Annotated in this window: 17 protein-coding genes and 3 pseudogenes; 12 read left to right on the top strand and 8 right to left on the bottom strand. The window is 70.6% G+C overall.

The genetic code is table 11. The features are described 5' to 3' along the window. Nucleotides 1-4: 4 nt before the first annotated feature. Together OG562_RS21895 and OG562_RS21900 are read left to right on the top strand one after the other, a co-directional pair. Nucleotides 5-270 (top strand): annotated as a pseudogene (locus OG562_RS21895) (DUF6879 family protein); the annotation flags it as partial. Beyond that, nucleotides 267-590: pseudogene (locus tag OG562_RS21900) on the top strand (helix-turn-helix domain-containing protein); the annotation flags it as partial. The pseudogenes OG562_RS21895 and OG562_RS21900, both read left to right, overlap by 4 nt. Nucleotides 591-640: 50 nt before the next feature. On the opposite strand, the gene OG562_RS21905 reads toward OG562_RS21900, so the two are convergent. Both OG562_RS21905 and OG562_RS21910 read right to left on the bottom strand, forming a co-directional pair. Then, nucleotides 641-835, bottom strand: a complete 195-nt coding sequence (locus tag OG562_RS21905) for a DUF397 domain-containing protein (protein ID WP_266400319.1) — start codon at nucleotides 833-835, stop codon at nucleotides 641-643. 8 nt (nucleotides 836-843) lie between these two features. Continuing rightward, the gene (locus OG562_RS21910; protein WP_266400321.1) at nucleotides 844-1,680 is read right to left on the bottom strand and encodes a helix-turn-helix transcriptional regulator; all 837 of its coding nucleotides are present in this window, start codon (nucleotides 1,678-1,680) and stop codon (nucleotides 844-846) included. 213 nt (nucleotides 1,681-1,893) lie between these two features. Here OG562_RS21910 and OG562_RS21915 point away from each other — a divergent pair. After that, nucleotides 1,894-2,318 (top strand): annotated as a pseudogene (locus tag OG562_RS21915) (ATP-binding protein). A gap of 106 nt (nucleotides 2,319-2,424) precedes the next feature. Further along, nucleotides 2,425-3,132, top strand: coding sequence for a DUF6445 family protein (locus tag OG562_RS21920; protein ID WP_266409455.1), 708 nt, complete (start codon nucleotides 2,425-2,427; stop codon nucleotides 3,130-3,132). 116 nt (nucleotides 3,133-3,248) lie between these two features. On the opposite strand, the gene OG562_RS21925 is transcribed toward OG562_RS21920, so the two are convergent. After that, nucleotides 3,249-3,800 carry a hypothetical protein gene (locus OG562_RS21925; RefSeq protein WP_266400323.1) on the bottom strand — a complete coding sequence of 184 codons (552 nt, stop codon included), beginning with the start codon at nucleotides 3,798-3,800 and terminating at the stop codon, nucleotides 3,249-3,251. Between the two features lie 196 nt (nucleotides 3,801-3,996). On the opposite strand from OG562_RS21925, the gene OG562_RS21930 reads away from it, so the two are divergent. Both OG562_RS21930 and OG562_RS21935 read left to right on the top strand, forming a co-directional pair. Next, the gene (locus tag OG562_RS21930) at nucleotides 3,997-4,464 is read left to right on the top strand and encodes a hypothetical protein (protein ID WP_266400325.1); all 468 of its coding nucleotides are present in this window, start codon (nucleotides 3,997-3,999) and stop codon (nucleotides 4,462-4,464) included. A gap of 193 nt (nucleotides 4,465-4,657) precedes the next feature. Further along, nucleotides 4,658-7,051, top strand: coding sequence for a LuxR C-terminal-related transcriptional regulator (locus tag OG562_RS21935; protein WP_266400327.1), 2,394 nt, complete (start codon nucleotides 4,658-4,660; stop codon nucleotides 7,049-7,051). 243 nt (nucleotides 7,052-7,294) lie between these two features. Here OG562_RS21935 and OG562_RS21940 read toward each other — a convergent pair whose 3' ends face one another. The 4 genes from OG562_RS21940 to OG562_RS21955 form a co-directional block, all read right to left on the bottom strand. Beyond that, on the bottom strand, nucleotides 7,295-7,795 hold the full coding sequence (locus OG562_RS21940) for a GNAT family N-acetyltransferase (protein WP_266400329.1): 501 nt from the start codon (nucleotides 7,793-7,795) through the stop codon (nucleotides 7,295-7,297). 48 nt (nucleotides 7,796-7,843) lie between these two features. Beyond that, nucleotides 7,844-8,839 (bottom strand): M23 family metallopeptidase, encoded by a 996-nt coding sequence (locus OG562_RS21945; RefSeq protein ID WP_266400332.1) that lies wholly within the window; start codon nucleotides 8,837-8,839, stop codon nucleotides 7,844-7,846. Between the two features lie 82 nt (nucleotides 8,840-8,921). Continuing rightward, on the bottom strand, nucleotides 8,922-9,911 hold the full coding sequence (locus OG562_RS21950; protein WP_266400335.1) for a glycoside hydrolase family 26 protein: 990 nt from the start codon (nucleotides 9,909-9,911) through the stop codon (nucleotides 8,922-8,924). A 118-nt stretch (nucleotides 9,912-10,029) separates the two neighbouring features. After that, entirely contained in the window at nucleotides 10,030-10,512 is a 483-nt protein-coding gene (locus OG562_RS21955) for a GNAT family N-acetyltransferase (protein ID WP_266400337.1), read from the bottom strand. A gap of 157 nt (nucleotides 10,513-10,669) precedes the next feature. On the opposite strand from OG562_RS21955, the gene OG562_RS21960 reads away from it, so the two are divergent. The 6 genes from OG562_RS21960 (at nucleotide 10,670) to OG562_RS21985 (ending at nucleotide 20,019) form a co-directional block, all read left to right on the top strand. After that, entirely contained in the window at nucleotides 10,670-11,548 is an 879-nt protein-coding gene (locus tag OG562_RS21960; RefSeq protein WP_266400339.1) for a hypothetical protein, read from the top strand. Between the two features lie 399 nt (nucleotides 11,549-11,947). After that, the gene (locus OG562_RS21965; protein WP_266400341.1) at nucleotides 11,948-12,691 is read left to right on the top strand and encodes a hypothetical protein; all 744 of its coding nucleotides are present in this window, start codon (nucleotides 11,948-11,950) and stop codon (nucleotides 12,689-12,691) included. A 134-nt stretch (nucleotides 12,692-12,825) separates the two neighbouring features. Then, nucleotides 12,826-14,958: a glycosyltransferase gene (locus OG562_RS21970; protein ID WP_266400342.1), complete on the top strand. Its 2,133-nt coding sequence runs from the start codon at nucleotides 12,826-12,828 to the stop codon at nucleotides 14,956-14,958. Further along, nucleotides 14,955-16,208 (top strand): acyltransferase, encoded by a 1,254-nt coding sequence (locus tag OG562_RS21975; RefSeq protein WP_266400343.1) that lies wholly within the window; start codon nucleotides 14,955-14,957, stop codon nucleotides 16,206-16,208. Before OG562_RS21970 ends, OG562_RS21975 begins: the two co-directional genes overlap by 4 nt. Before the next feature lie 274 nt (nucleotides 16,209-16,482). Next, the gene (locus OG562_RS21980; protein ID WP_266400344.1) at nucleotides 16,483-18,195 is read left to right on the top strand and encodes a lysyl oxidase family protein; all 1,713 of its coding nucleotides are present in this window, start codon (nucleotides 16,483-16,485) and stop codon (nucleotides 18,193-18,195) included. A gap of 426 nt (nucleotides 18,196-18,621) precedes the next feature. Further along, entirely contained in the window at nucleotides 18,622-20,019 is a 1,398-nt protein-coding gene (locus tag OG562_RS21985; protein WP_266400346.1) for an LCP family protein, read from the top strand. A gap of 287 nt (nucleotides 20,020-20,306) precedes the next feature. Here OG562_RS21985 and OG562_RS21990 read toward each other — a convergent pair whose 3' ends face one another. After that, complete coding sequence (locus OG562_RS21990) at nucleotides 20,307-21,794, bottom strand: MFS transporter (protein ID WP_266400348.1); 1,488 nt, start codon at nucleotides 21,792-21,794, stop codon at nucleotides 20,307-20,309. Nucleotides 21,795-21,803 lie beyond the last annotated feature (9 nt).

Genomic DNA, 21,803 nt, shown 5'->3' on the forward strand with positions numbered 1-21,803 from the left:
ACGTCTCAACGACTACAGCAATTCCGGAAACGTCGACGCCTATCACGCGTTTTTGGCCGGAAATTCGCAGCCGGCTGACTGTAATGCGGGCTGGGTCGAAGAACTCCGCTCGCATATCGGAAAAGGGAAGCGAGTCTACCGGGTTCACAGTCTATCCCGTCCGCTCACGGGATATCTCAGGTTCGAACTGCGGAATTCATTCGGTACCGCGATGTGGCACTTGCGCACGCGGAACCGTTCGCCAGCTGGTGGGCTAAGCACGGGACGTGAACAGAGCACAGCTTGGAGCCGCGCTGCGGGCTCTGCGAGTGGCATCCGGCAAGGAAGCCAAAGCAGTGGCCCGCAGCGCTCTCATGTCTCCATCCAAGCTGTCCAAGATTGAAAATGCGAAGCTGGCAGCCAGTGCGACAGCCGTCGAACGCATCTTGTCCGCCATCGGTGTCTCGGATGAGGCCAAGGCACAGTACACCGAGGCCGCCCGAGCCTCGGCGACGGAAACCACGGCCTGGCGACTCCTCAAGCGCATCGGGGTCCATAAAGGCCAGCAGGACGCCAAAGCTCTTGAAGCCCAGACGTCCCTGCTGCGGCTGTAGCGAGTTGTACCGGCCCCTGGCTTTGGAGGCCGCCTTACGCTCCCTGGCTAACACCGGAGCGAGCCGGCGCGTATGCCTTCCAGGAGGTGGGCGAGGGGGGTGGGGGTCGTGGTGAGGATGGTGGTGGGGGTGTCGGATTCGCGGAGGTGGAGGGTGGTGGGGGTGGCGGCGAGTTCGAGGCAGCTGTTTCCGTCGCCCTCGCCTGAGTGGGACGACTTCTGCCAGTTGTCGGGGAGGGGCATGGGGTGCCTCACAGCTCGTTTGCCAGCTTGTGGATGAAGTCACGCGACCGTTCGGGGTCGAGGGATGCAGCCTCCACTTTATGGAAACGTGTTCGATAGGCGCTGAGCTGGTCTTCGGAGTGGATGAAGGTCGAGCCGTGCGGGGCGTCACGCACCACCGTGTCCAGTTTGGGCAGGGGGCCACCCGCGTACGTCATGCTGCTGGCGGCTCTGGAGAATCCGTCCAGGTCGAAGGGGATGACGCGCAAGGTGATGTTGTCCGCTTCGGAAAGCTCGGCGAGACGGACGAGTTGAGCCTGTGAAGCGGTGCGGTCACTGACCCTGATGCGTAGGGCTGACTCGTGGATCACCGCCTCGTACGGGATGGTGATCTCCTGGCGTGCCATGCGGTGGCGGACACGCAACTCGAGCCCTTCGGGCGTCAGTTCGGGCACCCTGGACGAGAAGAGGGCACGGGCATAGTTCTCCGTCTGCAAGAGACCCGGTACGAACAGGATGGACACCTCGCGCAGGGACAAGGCGTGGTGCTCCAGCTCCGACAAGTCCAGGAAGGGTGCGGGCAGTAGGCCCCGGTACTCCTCCCACCAACCGCGCGTCCGGTCGGTCGCCAACGCGACCAAGGCGTCGATGAACGCCTCGTCCGTGCAGACGTAATGCCCCGCGAGTCTGCGTAGCCGCGTCTCGCTCACGCCCGAGACGCCGGACTCGATCTGGCTGATCTGTACAGAGTTCACGCCGAGCAGCGCCGCAGCCTCACGGGCGCTGAGGCCTGCCGCTTCGCGGAGTCTGCGCAGTTCCACGGCCAGCCGCATCTGTCGCGCGGTGGGCTCCCGCTTGGTCCCCATCGACCGCTCCTCGATTCAACACGCTGGGCAGCGCTCCTCGTTCGGGTGTCAGATTACGCGACCGGCTTGCCGACTCTTAAATCTAAGGTCTACCGTCGGTGATGCGAAGTTCACGCTGCGAAAGCGCACCGACTCCGTCCTGCCATGACGGCTGCGGCACTGCCACCGCCCCCTCCGCACATCCCGACACCCACCCCCGCCTGGAGCTGAACCATGCCCGAAACCGCCCCCACCCCCACCCCCGACTCCTGGGAGTACTCCCTCTACATCCCCAGGACGCCCGCGCCGTCACCGTCTCGCGCCGTACCCTCCGGATGATCCTCAGCCTCCACGGCCTCTCCCGGCTCACGGACACCGCCGAGCTCGTCGCCTCGGAGTTGGTCTCCAACGCCGTGCGGCACACGGTGGGGCCGGCCTGTCTGCGGGTGCGGTTGTCGGAGGGGGTGTTGCAGGTCGGGGCTTGGGATGCGGATCCCGCACCGCCCGAGCCGCCGCGGCGGTTGGAGGAGCTGCTCGACGCCGAGAGCGGACGCGGCTTCGCCCTGGTCGGGGCCTGCAGCAAGGTCTGGGGGTGGCATCCGCTGTCGAGGTTCGGGCATCGGGGGAAGCTGGTGTGGTGTGAACTCGAGGCCGGTTGACGACGCGTTGACCTCTTCTACGAAACGTTGACCACTTCGGGGCGGAGTCCGGGGGAAATAGCGGGAGAAGCCTTGCGAACCCCCGACCTACATTCGCAGCATGTCCATGCCACTGCGACCCGGGGGGCCTGTGCGTCCCGCCCGAGCCGCCGCCCCGCTCCCCGTCCTCCCTTACCGCAAGCCCACCAAGGGCCGCGACTACTGGGTGATCGACGACGTCTTCCCCGAGGCCGACATCGCCGCCGTGCGCGAGCGGTGTCTGGCGAAGGACGACTGGGTGAAGGGGTACCCGTACACCTCGGAGAGCTGGCCCGGACTGCGCACCATGCCGGGGCTGGAGCCGAGTGAACTCGGGCGGGTGGAGCGGCTGGTGAGGAAGGCGACCGGCGCGCAGAAGCTGTGGGTGCAGCAGGCTCCCGGGGGCGGGACCCTCAACCACAACTGCATCCAGGTCGTCGGCGAGGGCGAGAGCACGCCCCGGCCGCACTCCGACTCGCGCGCGCTGTGCCGGTACGCGGCCGTGCTGTATCTCAACCCCGGCGTGCCCAAGGACTGCGGGACCAGTTTCTACCGGCAGTCCCTGCCGGGCGGACGGCTCGGCGGCAATGTCGTGCAGGCCCCGCACAACAACCTCGTCGACGCGCTCGGCACCCGGTTCGTCGCCCCGGACGCCTTCGAGGAGGACGTACGCGTGCCGCACAAGTACAACCGGCTGCTGCTGTACAACGCCAACCTCGTGCACAGCGCGACCGGTTACTCCGGCACGACGCTGGAGGAGAAGCGAATGACGGCCGTCTTCTTCTGGATGGCGTGAGGGCCCACCTCGCCAGGGCCCACCTTGCCAGGGCCCACCTTGCCAGGGCCCACCTCGGCGGGGCCCACCTCGGCGGGGCCCACCTTGCCCAGGGCCCGTTCACCCGTCCACCTGCCTCAGTAGCGCACCGCTCTGGCCGCCTTCGCCTTCACCTCGCCCGACAGCGTGCGGTTGCTGTGGGCCGTGGCCGTGCCGGTCTTTCCGGCGGGGACGTCGGAGACGGTGACGAGGACGGTGTCGAGCCAGTTGCCGCTCGTGTCGGTGAAGTCGACCTGGACGCTGAAGGACTTCGTGGAGTCGACGGTGTTGGATGCGGTCACCTCGACGGTGCTGCGGCCGTCGGAGTCCTTGCCCGGCGTGCCCAGCTTCACATCGCCCGTGACGTCGACGCCCCCCTTGATGTCGTCCAGCTTGCGGCCCGCCTCCGCGGTCGCCGACGCGTAAGCCTCCGAGGCCTGTGCGGCCAGCGAGGACGCGGCCGCGGTGACCTCGCCGCCCACCGACTGCGCCGCGGAGGCAACCGCGGAGGAGGCCGCGGAGGCGGCCTTGCTGGCGACGGACGAGGGGCTGCTGTCGTCCGAGCAGCCGGTGAGACCGGCCAGGGCGGCGACACAGGCCGCCGCGAGCGCCACGCCCTTCACGGCGGGGCGCGTGCGGTGAGCGGACATGTCGCCTCCTGGTGAACTGAATGAACTGAATGAACTGAATGAACTGAATGAACGGGTGCGGACCTCCCTCCAGTGAAGGCCCGCCCGCCCCCGCCCGCATGCCGGGCTCACCCGTACGGCGCACTCCTCGTGGTGGTCTCCCCCGTCCGGACGGATGCTCGGAGAAGCAGCCGGACGACGACGGACGGGATACGCCATGAGTGGTCAGCCGCAGTCCCACTCCTCGCCGAGGTCCCCGGTCTGGGACCCCTCTCACCAGGGCACCGGTACGCTCCCGCCGACGCACGGCGGACTGGCCGGCGGCGGGGTGGTCTTCGCCGGCGTGCTGATGCTGGTGAACGGCGTCCTCGCCGTCCTCCAGGGCATCTCGGCGATCGCGGAGGACGACGTGTACGCCGACCTCGGCGACTACGTCTACAAGATCAACCTCACCGGCTGGGGCTGGCTCCTGCTGAGCGTGGGCGTCGTGACGGCCGTGGTCGGCGGGAGCATCCTCAGGGGCGCCGAGTGGGCCCGCCTCACCGGCATCCTGCTGGCCTCGCTGAACCTGATCCTGCAGTTCCTGTTCCTGCAGTACGCGCCGATCTGGTCGATCATCCTGATCGCCACCGACGTGTTCGTGATCTGGGCGCTGGCCGCGTACCGCCCACCCGTCTCCTCCTAGCCCCGGGTTCACCCCTCGCGCAGGCGTTCGCCCACCGTCCCCGTCCCGGGGGATACCTACGTATCCGCGGCGGCGCACCGGCGTCCGGCCGCGCCGTTCACGCTAGGCAGCCGCGTGCTTACGCTGTGATGGATGATCGGTGAAGATCGGTGAAGACCGGTGCAGATCGGCGCAGGGCAGGTGCGGGGGCGGCATGGGATTCGGGTTCGGGCAGCGACGGGGTGGGCAACTCCCCGTGGAGATGACCGGCTTCGTCGGTCGGGTCGAGGAACTCGGGCTGATCAGAGCCGCGTTGGCCCGGTTCCGGCTGGTCACGCTGGTCGGTCCGGGCGGGGTCGGCAAGAGCCGTACGGCACTGCGGGCGGCCGGCGCGGCGGCGGCCCGGTACGCGGACGGGGTGTGGCTGGTGGAGCTGTCCGCGCTGCACGACCCGGAGTTGGTGCCCGCCACCCTCGCGGGCGTCCTCGAGCTGCCCGAGCAGCCCGGGATGACCCCGCTGGACGCCGTCGTCGAGCATCTGCGGGGGCGGCGGATGCTGCTGGTGCTGGACACCTGCGAGCACCTGGTCGACGCGTGCGCGATGCTCAGCGACATCCTGCTGCGCGAGGCGCCGGGGCTGAGCGTGCTCGCCACCAGCCGTCAGCCGCTCGACGTGCCCGGCGAGCACTGCGTGCCCATCACCCCGCTGAGCAGGGACGACGCCGTGGAGCTGTTTCTGCAGCGGGCCTCGGCCGTCGCCGCCCTCACCGACGCCGACCGGCCGCGCACGCTCGCCCTGGTCGACCGCCTCGACGGCATCCCCCTCGCCCTCGAACTCGCCGCCGTACGGCTGCGCGCGGTGTCGCTCGCGGAGCTGGTGGCCCGCCTCGACCAGCGTTTCGAGGTCCTCACCGGCGGCCGCCGCACCGCCCTGACCAGGCATCAGACGCTGCGCACGGCCATCGACTGGTCCTACGGCCTGTGCACCGCGCAGGAGCGGCTGCTGTGGGCGCGGCTGTCCGTGTTCGCCGGGTCCTTCGAGCTGTCGGCGGCCGAACGGATCTGCGGGGGCGGTGAGTTGCCCGCCGGGGAGGTCGTCGAGGCGCTGATCGGGCTGGTGGACAAGTCGGTCGTGCAGCGCATCGGCGAGGACGGCGACCGCTACCGGCTGCTGGACACCATCCGTGAGTACGGCGCCGGGTGCCCGGCCGGGGCGGAGGGCGCCGCCGACGCCGTACGGGAGCGGCATTTCGCGTACTACGAGGGGCTCGTCGGACGGTTCTGGGACGAGTTCCTGAGCCCCGCGCAGGCCGCGCTGCATCGGGCGGTGCGGGAGGAGACGGCCGATGTGCGGGCGGCCCTGGAGTACGGGTGCGCGGCGCCGGGGCGGGCGGTGGAGGCGCTGTGGCTGGCGACGCGGCTGGGGCCGTACTGGCGGGCCGCGGGCACGCTGTCGGAGGGCCGGCACTGGATCGACAAGGCGCTGGACCTCGTACCGCAGGACTGCCCCGAGCGGGCCTGGGGGCTGCACATGACGGGGATCTTCGCCATGTGGACGGCGGACATGGAGACCGCCCTGGACCGGTTCCCGCAGGCCTGCGACATGGCACGGCGGGTCGGAGAGCCGCGGGTGGAGGTGTCCGCGGAGGCGTATCTGGGCGCGCTGACGGCGTTCGGCGGGGCCGTGGAGCAGGGGCTGGCGCAGGTGGAGTCGGCGCGGCTGCGCATCGTGGCGTCGGGCGACGGCCTCGCCATCGGCGTCGTCCACTACGAGGCCGCCCTGCTGCGGGCGGTGTTCGGGGACACCGAGGGCGCGCTGGAGCTGTGCGCGACGGGCCTGGCGTATCTGGAGGGCCGGGGCGAACGGCAGCTGTACGCGTCCACCGTGACCACCCAGGGCGTGATCCTCATGCTGACCGGCCGGGAGGCGGAGGGCGAGGAGTGTCTGCGCCGGGGCCTGGAGGCCGCGAGCGAGATCGGCGAGGTGCTGGTCGCCGCGCTGGCCTGCCTGGGCCTCGCCTGGCACGCGGCCCGCTGCGAACGGCACGTCCGCGCCTGCTGGCTCCTCGGGTACGCGGAGAACGCGCGCCGGCTCAGCGGGGATCCGGTGGCGTTGCTGCCCCGGCTGGTCGAGGAGCAGGAGGCGGCGCAGCGGGCGGTGCGGGCGGCGTTGGGGGCGGCTGCGTTCGAGCGGTGGCGGGACGCGGGCGGGCGGATGTCGGGGCGGGAGGTGCTGGAGGCGGTGCGCGCGGACGCGGAGACCCCGGCGCCGGTTCCGTCGCAGGTCGCGGTGGAGGTGGAGAACGCGGTGCAGGTGGCGATCGCGGTATCGGCCGATGTACGGCCGTCCGAGCGCCGTTCCGAGCGCCGTTCCGAGCCCTGGTCCGCGTCCCGGTCCGCGTCCCGGTCCGCGTCCCGCTCGGTGGACGTGCTCACCCGGCGGGAGCGGGAGGTCGCCGCGCTCGTCGCGCAGGGCCTGTCCAACCGGGAGATCGCCGAGCGCCTCGTCATCTCCAAACGCACCGTGGACGCCCACGTCGAGCACATCCTCGCCAAGCTGGGGATCGCCTCGCGCACCGAGATCCCGACGTCGGCGGCGGGGCCGTAGACGTACGTAGGTAGGGCTGAGGGCGGGTCGCGGGGGTCACTCCCGCGGGTACGCATACGGATCTTCCCCGCACCGGTGTGCGCCGCCGCCCCCGGCACGGCAGCCTGGAGTCGCCGCCCGGGGGACGGGACGCGCCGGGGCCGACAGGTCGGACCTTCGGCCGGCTGTCATGGCAGGCGTCCGGCACCTCGTCCCTCCGGCGGCAGCGCGGGGCTGCCCCAGGTCGGCGGGGCAGCCCCGCATTCAGTCCAGGGACGGGACCGGACCGGCCTGGGCGGCGAGCTCGCCGAGAGGCGCCCCGCTGAGCCGGCAGACCCTCCACTCGTCCAGGAACTCCACGCCGAGCGACTTGTAGAAGGCGATCGTCGGCTCGTTCCAGGACAGGACCCACCATTCGAAGCGCTCGTAGCCGCTGCGGGCGCAGAGGGCGGCGAGCGCGGCGAGCAGGGCCTTGCCGTGTCCCCCGCCGCGCGCGTCGGGACGTACGTACAGGTCCTCCAGGTGCATGCCCCGGGTGCCGGTCCAGGTGGAGAAGCGCGGGAACCACAGGGCGAATCCGACGGCCTGGGCGGTCTCGTCGTCCTCGGCGATCAGCGCGTACGCGGCCGGGTGCGCGCCGAACAGCGCCTCCCGCAACTGCTCCTCGGTGGCCCGCGCCTGCTCCACGGCCCGTTCGTAGGCGGCGAGTTCGCGGATCATGGCGCGGATGTCGGGGACGTCGTCGACGGTGGCGGCTCGGATCATGCGGCGAGCATGGGCTATGGGGGCGAGGCGTGTCCACGGGGCAGGTGACTAGTGGATCACCTGGACGTCCTTCCTCCGCAGCCACGGCAGGGGCGGTACCGCGGAGCCCATGTACGGCGTGATGCGCACCTCGAAGTGGAGGTGCGGGCCGGTGACGTTGCCGGTCGCGCCGGAGAGGCCGATGCGCTGCCCGGCGGACACGTGCCCGCCCTTGCGCACGTCGATGTGGGAGAGATGGGCGTACTGGGTGAAGTAGCCGTCGGGGTGACGGACGACCACCTGGTTCCCGAAGCCGTCGCCGCAGGTCGTCGCGCGGACGGTGCCGGGTCCGACGGCGTACACCGGCGTGCCGGCGCCCACGGCGAAGTCCTGACCGGTGTGCCGGTGCGCCCAACGCGAGCCCTGGGCGGCGAATCCGGCGGAGAGCCAGTAGCCACGGGTGGGGGCGGTCCAGGGGCGGTGGGGGGTTTGGGGGGTCTTGGGAACCTGGGTGGCTTGGGGAACCTGGACGGTCTGGGGCTTCTTGAGGTCCTGCGGGGTCTTCAAGGTCCGTGGCTTCGTCCGTTGCATCGTCCGTGTCTTCTTCTTCGGGCTTCGCTGGTGCCGCTGGTGCTGCTGGGCGTGGCTTCTGGTGGGTACGGGGCAGTGGCCGGCCCGCCCGGACGGGTCGACGGCGACCGGATCGCCCACGTTCCTCTCCACCGCCCACAGCAGGTCCCACAGACCGGCCCGGATGGCCATACGGCGCTCTTCGGCGGCCTCGATCTTCGGCGGGCGGGCGTCGGCCTCCCGAAGACGGTCGACCCGTGCGCGGGCCCGCTCATGGGCGCGGACGGCACGGGCGGTCGCCTTGCGGAACCAGCCGTCCCCGTCGGCGGCACCGGAGACGACGGCGGCGGACGCGGTACCAGAGGGCACGGCCGCGGGTACCACGAGGAGGGCGAGGAGCAGAACAAGGAATAGGGCGAGGAGGAAGGCCGAGCGGGCGGAGCGCGCGGAGCCGGTCGGGAGACTCTGGAGACCCGTACGGTGTTCTCGTCGCATCTTGCGATCATCGGATCAGCGATCGGGGACGCGCGGTACGCGGCCGCCCGACACTCCGTGGCTTCAGCCGAACGGCCCAGGTTCATGACCCGGCCATCAGCTCCCGGTAGACGGCCGACGACCGGGGATTCTCCGTGCACTGCCACACGCCGTGCGGGCAGTAGTCGCTGATGGTCTGGTAGAGCGGCAGGTGCCGGGCGAACCAGGTGAGCATCCCGCGTACGTAGTCGGGGTCGTCGCCGTTGCGGTACAGCCCCCACTCGGGGTACGCGACCGGCTTGCCGTGCGCCCGGGCGAACCGGACGTGCGCGGCCAGGCCGTACGGCTCGGCGACCTGCTCCGCGAAGGACATGCCGTGGGGCTGGTCGTAGGCGTCCATGCCGAGGACGTCGACGTACCGGTCGCCGGGGTAGCACGCGGTCCACGGGACGGCGTCCCGCCCCCGGCTGGGCGTGAACTCGAAACGGAACCGCTGACCGCCGTCCACGGACCGCATCGCCTCGACGATCCGCGCCCAGTACCGCTTCCAGGCGGCCGGGTCGGGACCGCAGCGGTGGGTGTAGGTGACGCCGTTCATCTCCCAGCCCAGGACGAGCACGGCGTCCGGCAACCCGAGCGCGACCAGCCGCCGAGCCAGTGCCCGGAAGTGCCCGTCGTACGCCCCGCTCGCGCCCCGGCGCAGCTCGGCCCGCACGCCCGGATCGGGAACCTGTTCCTCGGTGTGCTCCAGCATCGGCACATTGAGCACGAACAGCCGGTCGGCGCGGGCCTTGCGCCAGCGTGCCCAGTACTCGAGGTACCTCGGCGCGCCCTCGATGTTGCTCCACCGGTCGCCGGGGAGGTAGGCGTGCCCGACGCGGGGGGTGGCGGGCCCGAGCCAGCCGTCGAGCCCCGCGATGCGCCGCACCCCGGCCGCCTCGTACCCGACGTACGCCCCGAAGGCCCCGGTCGACGCGCCCGCCCCCTGCCCCACGGGGACGCAGGCCGGCCCGAGAAGGAGGGCGAGTGCGGCGAGGGCGGCGAGGAGCGGAGTCAGGAGGGCGCGAAGGCGAGGTAACACCGGCTGGGCCATCGGCTCATGATGGCCTCCGCGCCTCCCCCGCACCCCGCACTCGCCGTCGAACCACCCGGACCGGGGACCGGCTCACCACCGGACCGGGGACCCGCTCACCACCGGATCAGGGACCCGCTCACCAACCGGCCCGGGGAGTCGACTCCCGTACCAGGAACACGTCGACGGCGTCCTCCCGGTCGAGGACGAAGCCGTGCCGTTCGTAGAGCCGACGGGCCGCGCTGCCCTGGAGGACGTTGAGACGGACGCGGGCGTCGACGCGGTCGGTGTCCTCCAGCAACTCGCGCAGGACGGCCGTGCCGATGCCCCGGCCCTGGGCCCAGGGGGCGAGATAGAAGTGCTCCAGCCAGTACGCCGGCGCGTGCGGGTCGTCGTCTGCCGGGCGCAAGGCGACACAGCCGGCGAGGACAGGTCCCGTGGCGCCGTCGACCTCGACGACCCGGGTGTGCGCGGGCACGAACCCGTCCCGCAGCCGCTGCCGCACCCGGTGCTCGTCGTACCGCCCGAGCCGCTCCAGATCCGCCCGCATCGCCACAGCCCGTATCTCCACCACGGCCTCGACGTCGTCCGCGGTGGCCGGGCGCATCCCCCAGTCCCCCATGGCGCAGATGCTACGGCCGGAAGGCGGCAACCCGGGGCGGGGGGAGCGGCAACGAAGAGACGACAGAAACGCAGACGACCGAAGCACAACCAACCAAGCACAGAGGACCGAACGCGAGCGCGCACGTGAATCCCGTACCCCACACGAGGAGTTCACCATGCACAGGCACCCCGCACGGCACCTTGCACGCCCCCTCGCCCGACTGCTCACCGTCCTCGCGGCCCTGGCCGCCCTCCTGTTCCACGCGACCGGAGTCGCCGCTCCCCGCGCCGCGGCCGCCGACGAGTGGAACCCGCCCGCCAACCTGGTCCAGCCCCTCAACGAGGTCTGGAACCACGTCTCGTCGACCTACCCCGACCTCTACGGCTTCCGTAACTACGGCTGGGACCAGGTCATGGCCAACAAGGGCAGCGTCAACTACTGCGTCCGCTGGGAGTCCGACGCCCCCGTCAGCACCGCCCTGCGCGACCGCGTCCACGCGGCCCTGAAGAAGCAGTTCGCCAAGTGGATGGCCGCCCAGGTGGAGAACGGCCGGGGCTACGACAACTGGCCGTACACCACCGTCCCGGTCAACATCGTCGGCTGGGCGGTGAAGAACCGCTCCACCCTCCAGTGGACCGACAACTCGGTCGACATCTACTCCGGCGTCCTCGACGACGCCGGAGCCCCGCAGTGCGCCCCCGACTGCGGCCGCTTCTTCCACCAGGACGGCAACTACTCCAAGTGCCCGGGCGGCACCGCCCGCCACTACGACCAGACCCTCTGGCTCACCAAGGGCTTCGGCGGCGGCGCCGGCGGCGACTGGGGCCAGCGCGTCGGTCAGGAGTACTTCACCGCCGCCCTCGACCAGGAGAACATCCACATCTACCTGCACGAGGTCGGCCACACCTTCGGCCTCGACGACTTCTACGACTGGACCCCCACCGGCCAGTGCTGCTTCCTCATGAACGCGGGCACCGCCACCCAGATCACCGACTTCGACAAGTGGATGCTCCGCGACTTCTGGCGCCACCTGAAGAGCCGGTACGGGCTCTGAGACACCCCTGCCGACCGTCGTCGTCATCGGCGTGGCGGGCGGGGCTGGGACCGCCAGGCGGCGAACAGCCCCACCTCCCACGCTGCTCACCGCGTCCACCGGTTGTCCGGCCGGGCAGTGCGACGAGTCGGGGCCCGGGGCCCGGGGCTCGGGGCCCGGGTTCGGTGCTCGGAGCTCGGCGCTCGGGGAAGATCATCGACCTGTTTCAGCCACCCGTGACGTGCACTCAAAGCCCACAATCCGAGCAGCGTGCACACATTTTCATCACATGGGATACGTTCTCCGATGAATGCGATCTAATCTGGGGCTCGTTCGACCAGCTTTGGGCGTACATGGTCGACATGTCCCCAGGGTCCCTACGCTGCCCCGATCGAACCTGGGGAATGTGCGCGCGTGAGAATGTGGCGAGAAGACGCCCAACCCAAGCAGCGTCAGTCTGCGTCTGCGACCCGACCGGTCCCCGTCGGCATCCCCCTCGACGAGGACGAACGGAAGCACACCCACGACTCGGGCGAGGTGACGCTCCAGCTCGACGTCGTCATCACCGGGGCGGCTCCCGGCGCCCTGCCCGGGCCCCGATCCGGAGCGGCTGCCGGCGGGTCGGCGGGCGACAGACCGGTCTTCGTCGACGAGACCGGGCGGCGCGGCCAGCGTCTGCGCCGGCTCGGCATCGGAGTGGGCGCCGCCTGCGCGCTGTACGCCGGGGTCATCGTCGCCACTTTGCTGTCCGGCCGTTCCGACGCGCCGTGGCTGCCGGTACCGGGCCAGCAGGAGGAGACGCCCGCCGTCGAGGTCCAGCCGTTGCCCACGCCGTCCGGTTCCGAGACGGCGGCCACCGAGCCGGGCGCCACGCCGGACGCAGGCGCCTCGGCCGGTGACGGTACGGCGTCCTCGGCGGGGAGCGCCACCACCGCCCCCGGCGTGACCGCCGGCACCGTGGCTCCGGGCTTGTCCGCCACGCCCGTGCCGTCCGCTTCCGGAGCCACCGTCCCCTCGCAGGCCGAGACGGCGACGGAGGGCGCCGGCCCCACCCCGTCGCCGACCTCCTCACCCTCCGCGGGCGCCTCGGAGCATCCGACGTCCGAACCCTCCCCCTCCTCCTCCGAGGCCGACGGCGGCACGGACTCCGGCACGGGACTCTGACCTCCCCTCCCCACGTCACAACAGAATCGTTTCTCCTACTCCTCCCCGGAGCACACCGCCCGATGGCACCCCTCTTCCACCGCCGCCGCAGACCCGTCGCGCCGGCCTCACCGGCGTCCAGACGCCGCGTGCCCATGCGCCTGCTGCTTCCCGCACTCCTCCTGGTCGCCCTCGTCGCGATGCTGATGCTGCGCGGGTACGTCCACAGCGAGATCCTGGCCGACCACCGCGTCCAGCCCGAGGCGTCCGCGGACAAGGTGCCGCAGTCGGTGCTCGACGGCGGCCCCGTGATCGACACCCGCAACGGCCGGACGGACACGTTGCGGATCCCGGACCATCACCTCGTCCTGACCTTCGACGACGGTCCGGACCCGAAGTGGACGCCCAAGGTGCTGGACGTGCTCAAGAAGCACCACGCGCACGCCGTCTTCTTCGTCACCGGCACCATGGCCTCGCGCTATCCGGACCTGGTCGAGCGGATGGTGGCCGAGGGTCACGAGATCGGCCTGCACACCTTCAACCACCCCGACCTCTCCTACCAGTCGAAGAAGCGCATCGACTGGGAGCTGACCCAGAACCAGCTGGCCCTCGCCGGGGCCGCGGGTATCCGGACCTCCCTCTTCCGCCCGCCCTACTCCTCGTTCGCCGACGCCATGGACGACAAGTCGTGGCCCGTGACGCGGTACATCGGCAGCCGCGGCTACATCACCGTCGTCAACAACACCGACAGCGAGGACTGGCAGAGGCCGGGCGTCGGGGAGATCATCCGCAACGCCACGCCCCACGGCGGCAAGGGCGCGATCGTGCTGATGCACGACTCCGGCGGCGACCGCCACCAGACCGTGCAGGCCCTGGACCGGTTCCTGCCCACGCTCGCGGCCGAGGGCTACAGGTTCGACAACCTGACGGAGGCGCTGGGCGCCCCCAGCGCGCACACCCCGGTCACCGGGACCGACCTGTGGAAGGGCAAGGCCTGGATCTTCCTCGTCCGGGCGTCGGAGACCGTGACCGATGTGCTCGCCGCCGGGCTGGCCGTCGTCGGCACACTGGTGATCAGCCGGTTCCTCCTCATGCTCGCGCTGTCCGCGGCGCATGCGCGCAAGGTCCGGCGGCACGGCTTCCGCTGGGGTCCGGACGCACCCGTCACCGAACCCGTGTCGGTGCTGGTCCCGGCGTACAACGAGGCCAAGTGCATCGAGAACACGGTGCGTTCGCTGATGACGAGCGAGCATCCCGTCGAGGTCGTGGTCGTCGACGACGGTTCGACGGACGGCACCGCGCGGATCGTGGAGAACCTCGGTCTGCCGGGCGTACGGGTCGTGCGGCAGCTCAACGCGGGCAAGCCGTCGGCGCTCAACCGGGGCATCGCCAACGCCTCGCACGACCTGATCGTGATGATGGACGGCGACACCGTCTTCGAGCCCGCCACCGTCCGCGAACTCGTGCAGCCCTTCGCCGACCCGCGCGTCGGCGCCGTCGCCGGCAACGCCAAGGTCGGCAACAAGGACACCCTCATCGGCGCCTGGCAGCACATCGAGTACGTGATGGGCTTCAACCTCGACCGCCGGATGTACGACGTCCTGCGCTGCATGCCCACCATCCCGGGCGCGGTCGGCGCGTTCCGCCGCACCGCGCTGAACCGGGTCGGCGGCATGAGCGACGACACGCTCGCCGAGGACACCGACATCACCATGGCCCTCCACCGCGACGGCTGGAAGGTCGTGTACGCCGAGAAGGCGCGCGCCTGGACCGAGGCCCCGGAGTCCGTCCAGCAGCTGTGGTCCCAGCGCTACCGCTGGTCCTACGGCACCATGCAGGCCATCTGGAAGCACCGCCGCGCGGTCGTCGAGAGGGGACCCTCCGGCCGCTTCGGCCGCGTCGGACTGCCGCTCGTCTCCCTCTTCATGGTCGTCGCCCCGCTCCTCGCCCCCCTCATCGACGTCTTCCTGCTGTACGGGATCGTCTTCGGGCCGACGCAGAAGACCGTGGTGGCGTGGCTGGGCGTCCTCGCCGTGCAGGCGGTGTGCGCGGCGTACGCCTTCCGGCTGGACCGCGAGCGCATGACACACCTGATCTCGCTCCCCCTCCAGCAGCTCCTCTACCGCCAGCTGATGTACGTCGTCCTGCTCCAGTCCTGGATCACCGCCCTCACCGGCGGCCGACTGCGCTGGCAGAAGCTGCGCCGCACCGGTGTCGTCGAGGCGCCCGGCGGCGGCACGTCCGGCCCGGCGGGGCAGCACCTCACCGATTGGAGCTCCACCGTATGAACCCCGCACCCACGGTCGGCGGCGGAACCCACCCCGGCGGCGACCCGCTCCCCGCCGCCCCCGCACAGCCGGGCGCACGCCCCTCCGGCCGGGACCGCTATCTGGACCTGCTGCGTTCCATAGCTCTCGTCCGGGTCGTCGTGTACCACCTGTTCGGCTGGGCCTGGCTGACCGTCCTGTTCCCCTCGATGGGCGTGATGTTCGCGCTCGCGGGCTCGCTGATGGCGCGCTCGCTCAGCCGTCCGGCGCTCGGGGTGATCAAGGGCCGGCTGCGCCGGCTGCTCCCCCCGATGTGGCTGTTCGGCGCGGTGATGCTCACGCTGATGTTCGCGGCCGGGTGGAACCCCGTGCACGACCCCGACCACGGGGGCGGCTGGGGCCTGGTCGAGCTGTTCGACTACGTGGTGCCGATCGGCGCCCCGCCCTTCCCCTGGCAGCTCGGGTCCCAGTCGGGGCTCCTGGAGCAGACCTGGGCCGTACAGGCGGCGGGCCCGCTGTGGTACCTGCGGGCCTATCTGTGGTTCGTGATCGCCTCCCCGCTGCTGTTGTGGGCCTTCCGCCGGGCCCCCTGGGCGACGGTGCTCGCCCCGCTGGCCCTGACCGCCGTGGTGGGCACCGGTCTCGTCACGATCCCCGGCGAGACCGGCAACGCCGTCACCGACTTCGCGGTCTACGGCGCCTGCTGGACCCTCGGCTTCGCCCACCACGAGGGCGTGCTGGCGAGGATCCCGCGTTACCTGACCGTCTCCGCCTCGGCCCTGGTGATGGCCTTCGCGCTGTGGTGGGCTTCGGGTCATCTGGGGCCGGACGGCTGGGACCTGAACGACATCCCGCTGGCCCAGGCCTGCTGGTCCTTCGGTTTCGTCGTGATCCTCCTGCAGTACTCCCCGTCCTGGAAGGAACTGCCCGGACGGCTGCGCCGCTGGGACCCGCTGGTGACGCTGTCCAACAACCGCGCCGTGACGATCTACCTCTGGCACAACCTGCTGATCATGGCCACCGTGCCGATCATCGACCTGGCCTACGACCTGCCGTTCATGCAGAGCGACACGGCGGTGTCCGCGCTCGACTCGTCGTACAACTTCCTGATGTTCCTGCTGGTCTGGCCGCTCATCGGCCTGATGATCACGGGTGCGGGATGGGCGGAGGACCTGGCCGCGAAGCGCCGCCCGCGCCTGTGGCCCGACGGCAGGAAGTCCGGCGGGCGCCGCCGGGCGCCGGCGCGCCCGCTGACCGAGGAACGCCGGTGACCTGAGCGGGCGCAGGACGGAACATCAACAACTCTCCGTCCCCTTCTTGCCTCTTCTTCCCCCTTCTCCGTCACCTTCTCCGTCCCCTTCTCTGGCTCCTTCTTCGTGGACTTCCGGTTCAACAGGCAACCGTGGCACGCCCTTTGCCTATCTCACAGGGCGCCCACAGTGTCGGTCGGGGCGCGTGGGGCGCGTCCGGGGTTTGTTACGGCGGCCGGGCCGTGGGTTGTCCAGTCCGATGCCACTGACCATGGCACTCGCAGACGAGGAACCGATGACCAGACTGCAACACCGCAAGAGCCTCAACCGTGCGGCGTTCGCCGCGGCGGCCGCGCTCACCGTAGTGACCGTCGCCGGGGCCGCTCCCGGCGCGGGCGCCGCGCCGGCGAGCACGGCGGGCAAGCCGAAGCTCAAGCTGATCGCCGCGTCGAAGGCCGTGACCCTCGACCGGTGGGAGGGGAACAACGGGGTCTATCTCGACCTCGGGACGTATGTCACGGTCGACAACGCGCCGCTCGAGTTCAAGGTGACGCGCAAGTCGTACAAGGACCCCGTCGTCGCCCAGCAGATCCTGCGCGACGGGTCGAAGACGACGACGAAGGCGCTGCCCGCCGGGCTCGTCAAGGACTTCAGCGGCCTGCCCGGCTTCCTCGAGGTGTCCATCAAGAACGCGGCCGGGGTGGAGGTGCAGAAGACCAAGGGCTCCTTCTGTCCGAACAACGCCTCCGGGCGGCTGCGTCCGGACGCCCCGGCCACCTCGCACTATCCGGAGAGCTGCCCCACCAACCCCTTCACGCTCGGCTCGGTCTGGGGCGTGGAGAAGGGGTGGGCGGCCAACTCCACCACCGTCGACTACGACAAGCCGGTGGACCTGCCGGCGGGCGAGTACACGGCCAAGGTGTCGGTGGCGAAGAAGTACCGCGACCTCTTCGGCATCCCGAACGACCAGCCCACCATCAAGGTGACGGTCCGTCAGGAGACCGGCGGGGGCGAGGGCGGGGGCGTGGGCGTCGCCGCCCAGTCTTCGTCGATGAGCGGCATGCATGGTGCTCACGGGGCCCATGGCACCGGCGGGGATCACTCCGCGGCCGCGAGCGGTCACGCCGGGCACCACTACGGTCCCCGCGGCGCCGACGCCCCCACTCCCTCCGCGCTCTCCCACGCCCTCGAGGCCCGCGGTCTCGCCCACCACCTGGGCGACGGCGCCGGTCACACCGACGGCTCCCGTATCGCGCCCGGTCTGAAGGCCAACTCCAAGCGGCCCACCGGACTTGCGACCGTTCCGGCCAATGCGCCCAAGCCCGACCTGCGTTCGCTGCCGGCCTGGGACATCGCGGTCACCGACGGCGAGGACGGCGACGTGGCGGGCAAGGACTATCTCGCCTTCAGCGCCAACGTCTGGAACGCCGGCCCCGCCCCGCTCGTCGTGGACGGCTTCCGCAAGCCGGGCGCGGACCTGATGGACGCCTACCAGTACTTCTACGACGCCAAGGGCAAGCAGATCGGCTACACCCCCACCGGCACCATGGAGTGGGACCCGCGCATCGGCCACGAGCACTGGCACTTCACGGACTTCGCCAGCTACCGGCTGCTGAAGGCGGACAAGACGGAGGAGGTGCGCAGCGGCAAGGAGGCGTTCTGCCTGGCCAACACCGACGCCGTCGACTACACGGTGAAGAACGCCAACTGGCACCCGTACAACACCGATCTGTCGACCGCCTGCGGCCAGCAGAACTCCATCTCGGTGCGTGAGGTCCTCGACGTCGGCTCCGGCGACACGTACACCCAGTACCGCCCGGGTCAGTCCTTCGACATCACCACCCTGCCCAACGGCACCTACTACATCCAGGTCATCGCCAACCCGGCGAACCGTCTGAAGGAGACCACGACCAAGAACAACGTCTCCCTCCGCAAGGTCGTCCTGGGCGGCACCCCGGGCGCCCGCACGGTGAAGGTCCCGCCGGTCGACCTGATCAACGCGCCGTAGCCGGAAGGTAGTTGTTCCGTTTCACAGGGGGCCGTCGTGTCCCCACGGCCCCGGACCGCTCAGGCGTTCCGGGGCCGGATGCGTGGCGACGTGCTCAGCCCAGGTTCTTCGCCAACAGACTCACATACCCGTCGCGGCCCCCGTCCGACCTGCCGTTTCGGCGTTCGGCAAACGGAGGGCGCGTGAGAGCAGCACGGGGCGTGAAGGGGAGCGCCGTCCCGGAAAGAGGGGGCAACCTTCGCGCGGCTCTGTGAGTCTCCTGAGACGCCTGTGCTTTCTGGACGTATTCCTACCTGCGTGTAGGGTTCCGTCGTTCGGCGGTGACCAACGTCGACGATCCGAGCACGGTGTACGGGGGAAACAGCCGATGCGGAGGGGCGAACGCCGGTGAGCGGAACGAGAAGGCGTGGGCGTCCTACGGGGGACATGGCCGGCCGGACGGGCGGCGACGGACTCCGTCAGACCCGGGGCGAGGGCCGGGGCGGGACCCGGCTGACGCGGCGCGGGCGGATCCTCGTCTGGGGTGCGGGGGTGACCTCCGTGGTGCTCCTCGCCGTCGGCGGGGTCGGCGCCTGGATCTACGAGGACCTCAACAACAACATCGGCTCCGCCGACGTGGACGACAAGCTCGGCGGCGACCGGCCGGTGAACCTCAGCCCCGGCTCGAAGAACATCCTGGTCGTCGGCTCCGACAGCCGCGACGGCGCCAACGCCAAGTACGGCAAGGACCTGACCACCATGCAGTCGGACACGCTGATGGTGCTGCACGTCCCGGCCGACCGGAAGTGGGCCTCGGTCGTCTCCTTCCCCCGTGACTCATGGGTGGAGATACCTTCCTGCCAGAAGGGGGACGGCACGACGTCCTCCCCGCACCACTTCAAGATCAACGAGGCGTTCGCGCTCGGCGGCTCCAACGGCAAGATCGCCGAGGCCGCCGCCTGCACCATCAAGACCGTCGAGGCCAACACCGGCCTGCGCATCGACCACTTCATGACCGTCGACTTCTCCGGCTTCAAGGGCATGGTCGACGCGCTGGAGGGCATCGAGGTCTGTCCGAAGGAGGCCATCCACGACGAGAAGGCCCACCTCGACCTCCCGGCCGGCTGCCAGACCCTCAAGGGCGAGAAGGCGCTCGGCTACGTCCGCGCCCGCTACAGCGTCGGCGACGGCTCCGACATCGGACGCATCGGCCGCCAGCAGGAGTTCATGGACGCCCTGGCCAAGAAGGCCAAGTCCAAGCTCACCAGCCCCAACGCGATGTACGGCTTCCTGCAGTCGATCACCAAGTCCCTCACCACGGACCCCGACCTGGCCGGCATCCAGCCGCTGTACGGGCTCGCCGACGAGCTGAAGGGCATCCCGAGCGAGCGGCTGAGCTTCCTCACCGTGCCCAACTACGGGCGCGTCGCCGACCAGCCCACCGACAAGGCCAACGTCGTGTGGCAGTACCCGCAGGCCACCGACCTGTTCACCTCCCTGGCCAAGGACAAGGAGGTGACCAAGGCGCAGCTGGAGAAGGCGAAGAAGAGCCTGGTGTACGCCTCCAGCGTGCGCGTCCAGGTCCTCAACGGCACCGGAGTCTCCGGCCGCGCCGCCGCCGTCGCCGAGAAGCTGAAGGACGCCGGCTACACCGTCACCGGCACCGGCAACGCGCCCCAGACGGTGGCCAAGACCTCCCTCGCCTACCCTGCCGGACTGGAGAGCCAGGCCGCCGTACTCGCCTCCCGGCTGCCCGACATCCGTCCCACGGCCGACGGTTCCGCCGCGGCGGGCGTCATCACCCTCGTCGTAGGGCCGGAGTTGAAGGTCGACGACGTCGCCTGACGGACGGCCTCATGGGGTCTCGGTGGGCTCGGTGGGCTCGGTGGGCTCGGTGGTCTCGGGCGGTCCGGGGCATGGGGTAAGCTTGATCTTGAGCTGGTCACGGCAACAGCGGTGAACGGTCTCTGCGTTGGTCGTCCAAGGAAAGACGCCCCGCTTCCTGCGGGGAAATGCAGGTGCAAGGCCTGCCCGGCGCTCTCACATACGAGTCCCACTCCCTGTCAGGCGGAGTGGGACTCGTTCGTTGTGCGGTGTCGGTGTCGGTAGCGGCGGTAACCGCGGTCCCGTGGTTACGCCTTGACCGTGGCGGTCTCCTCGGCGCCTTCGCCCTCGCCTTCCGTGGCCTCCGGCCGGGCGGCGGCCGCCTTGCGGTTCGGGATGAACGTGGCGAGCAGGAAGGCCAGCAGGGCGGCTCCGGCGCCGATGGCCATGACGACCTTGAAGCCGTTCTCCGAGGGCAGCGCGTAGCCGCCGAAGTCGGTGGTCATCTGGGCCAGGATCACGCCGGCCAGCGCACTGGCGAACGAGGTGCCCAGGGACCGCATCAGGGTGTTGAGGCTGTTGGCCGCACCCGTCTGGGAGGGGTCGACGGCGCCCATGATCAGCGCGGGCAGCGCACCGTAGGTGAAGCCGACGCCGGCGCCGATGATGCAGGACACCAGGACCAGGTGCCAGACCTCGGACATCAGCAGGATGTTCAGGCCGTATCCGGAGGCGACGATCAGCGCGCCGATCATCAGGGTGACCTTGGGGCCCTTGGCCTTGGTGACCTTGGCGGACACGGCGGACATGGCCATCATCACCAGGCCCTGCGGGGCCAGCACCAGGCCGACGGTCAGCATCGACCTGCCGAGGCCGTAGCCGGTCTGGGTGGGCAGCTGGAGCAGCTGCGGCAGCACCAGGGACATCGCGAACATCGAGAAGCCGAGGGCGATCGAGGCGAGGTTGGTGAACAGCACCTGCGGCTTGGCGGTGGTGCGCAGGTCGACCAGCGGCTGCTTCGCCTTCAGCTCCCACCAGCCCCAGGCCACCAGGATCACGACGGAGGCGGCGCCCAGACCCAGCGTGGTGCCGCTGGTCCAGCCCCAGGTCCCGCCCTTGGAGACGGCGAGCAGCAGGGCGAGCAGTCCGGCCGACAGACCGAGCGAGCCGACCAGGTCGAAGCGGCCGCCGGTGCGCACCTTGGACTCCGGCACGAACACCAGGACCAGCAGGAAGGAGACCACGCCGAGGGCGGCGGAGGTCCAGAAGAGGATGTGCCAGTTCCAGTTGTCCGCGATGAACGCGGCGGTGGGCAGACCGAGCGCTCCGCCGACGCCGAGGGAGGCGCTCATCACCGCGGTCGAACCGGCGAGCTTCTCGGCGGAGACCGTGTCCCGCAGGATGCTGATGCCCAGGGGCACCACGGCGGCGGACAGGCCCTGCAGGGCGCGGCCCACGATCATCGGGACCAGTGAGTCGGCGAACGCGCAGACCACCGAGCCGGCCACCAGCAGCACGATGCTGGTCAGCAGCATCCGGCGCTTGCCGATCATGTCTCCGAGCCGGCCGGCGACCGGTGTGGCCACGGCGGCGGCCAGCAGCGTGGCCGTGACCGCCCAGGCGGTGTCGGAGGCGGGTGCGTTCAGCAGCTTCGGCAGCTCCGGGACGATCGGGATGACCAGGGTCTGCATCAGCGAGACGACGATGCCGGCGAGGGCCAGGACCGCCACCACGGCGTTCGACCGCGGCGGGGCGGACGCCCCCGCTGCGGCGGGTCGGGCTAGTGCTTCGGACATGGCAGGGCC

The sequence above is a fragment of the Streptomyces sp. NBC_01275 genome, from assembly GCF_026340655.1.
Lineage (GTDB): Bacteria > Actinomycetota > Actinomycetes > Streptomycetales > Streptomycetaceae > Streptomyces.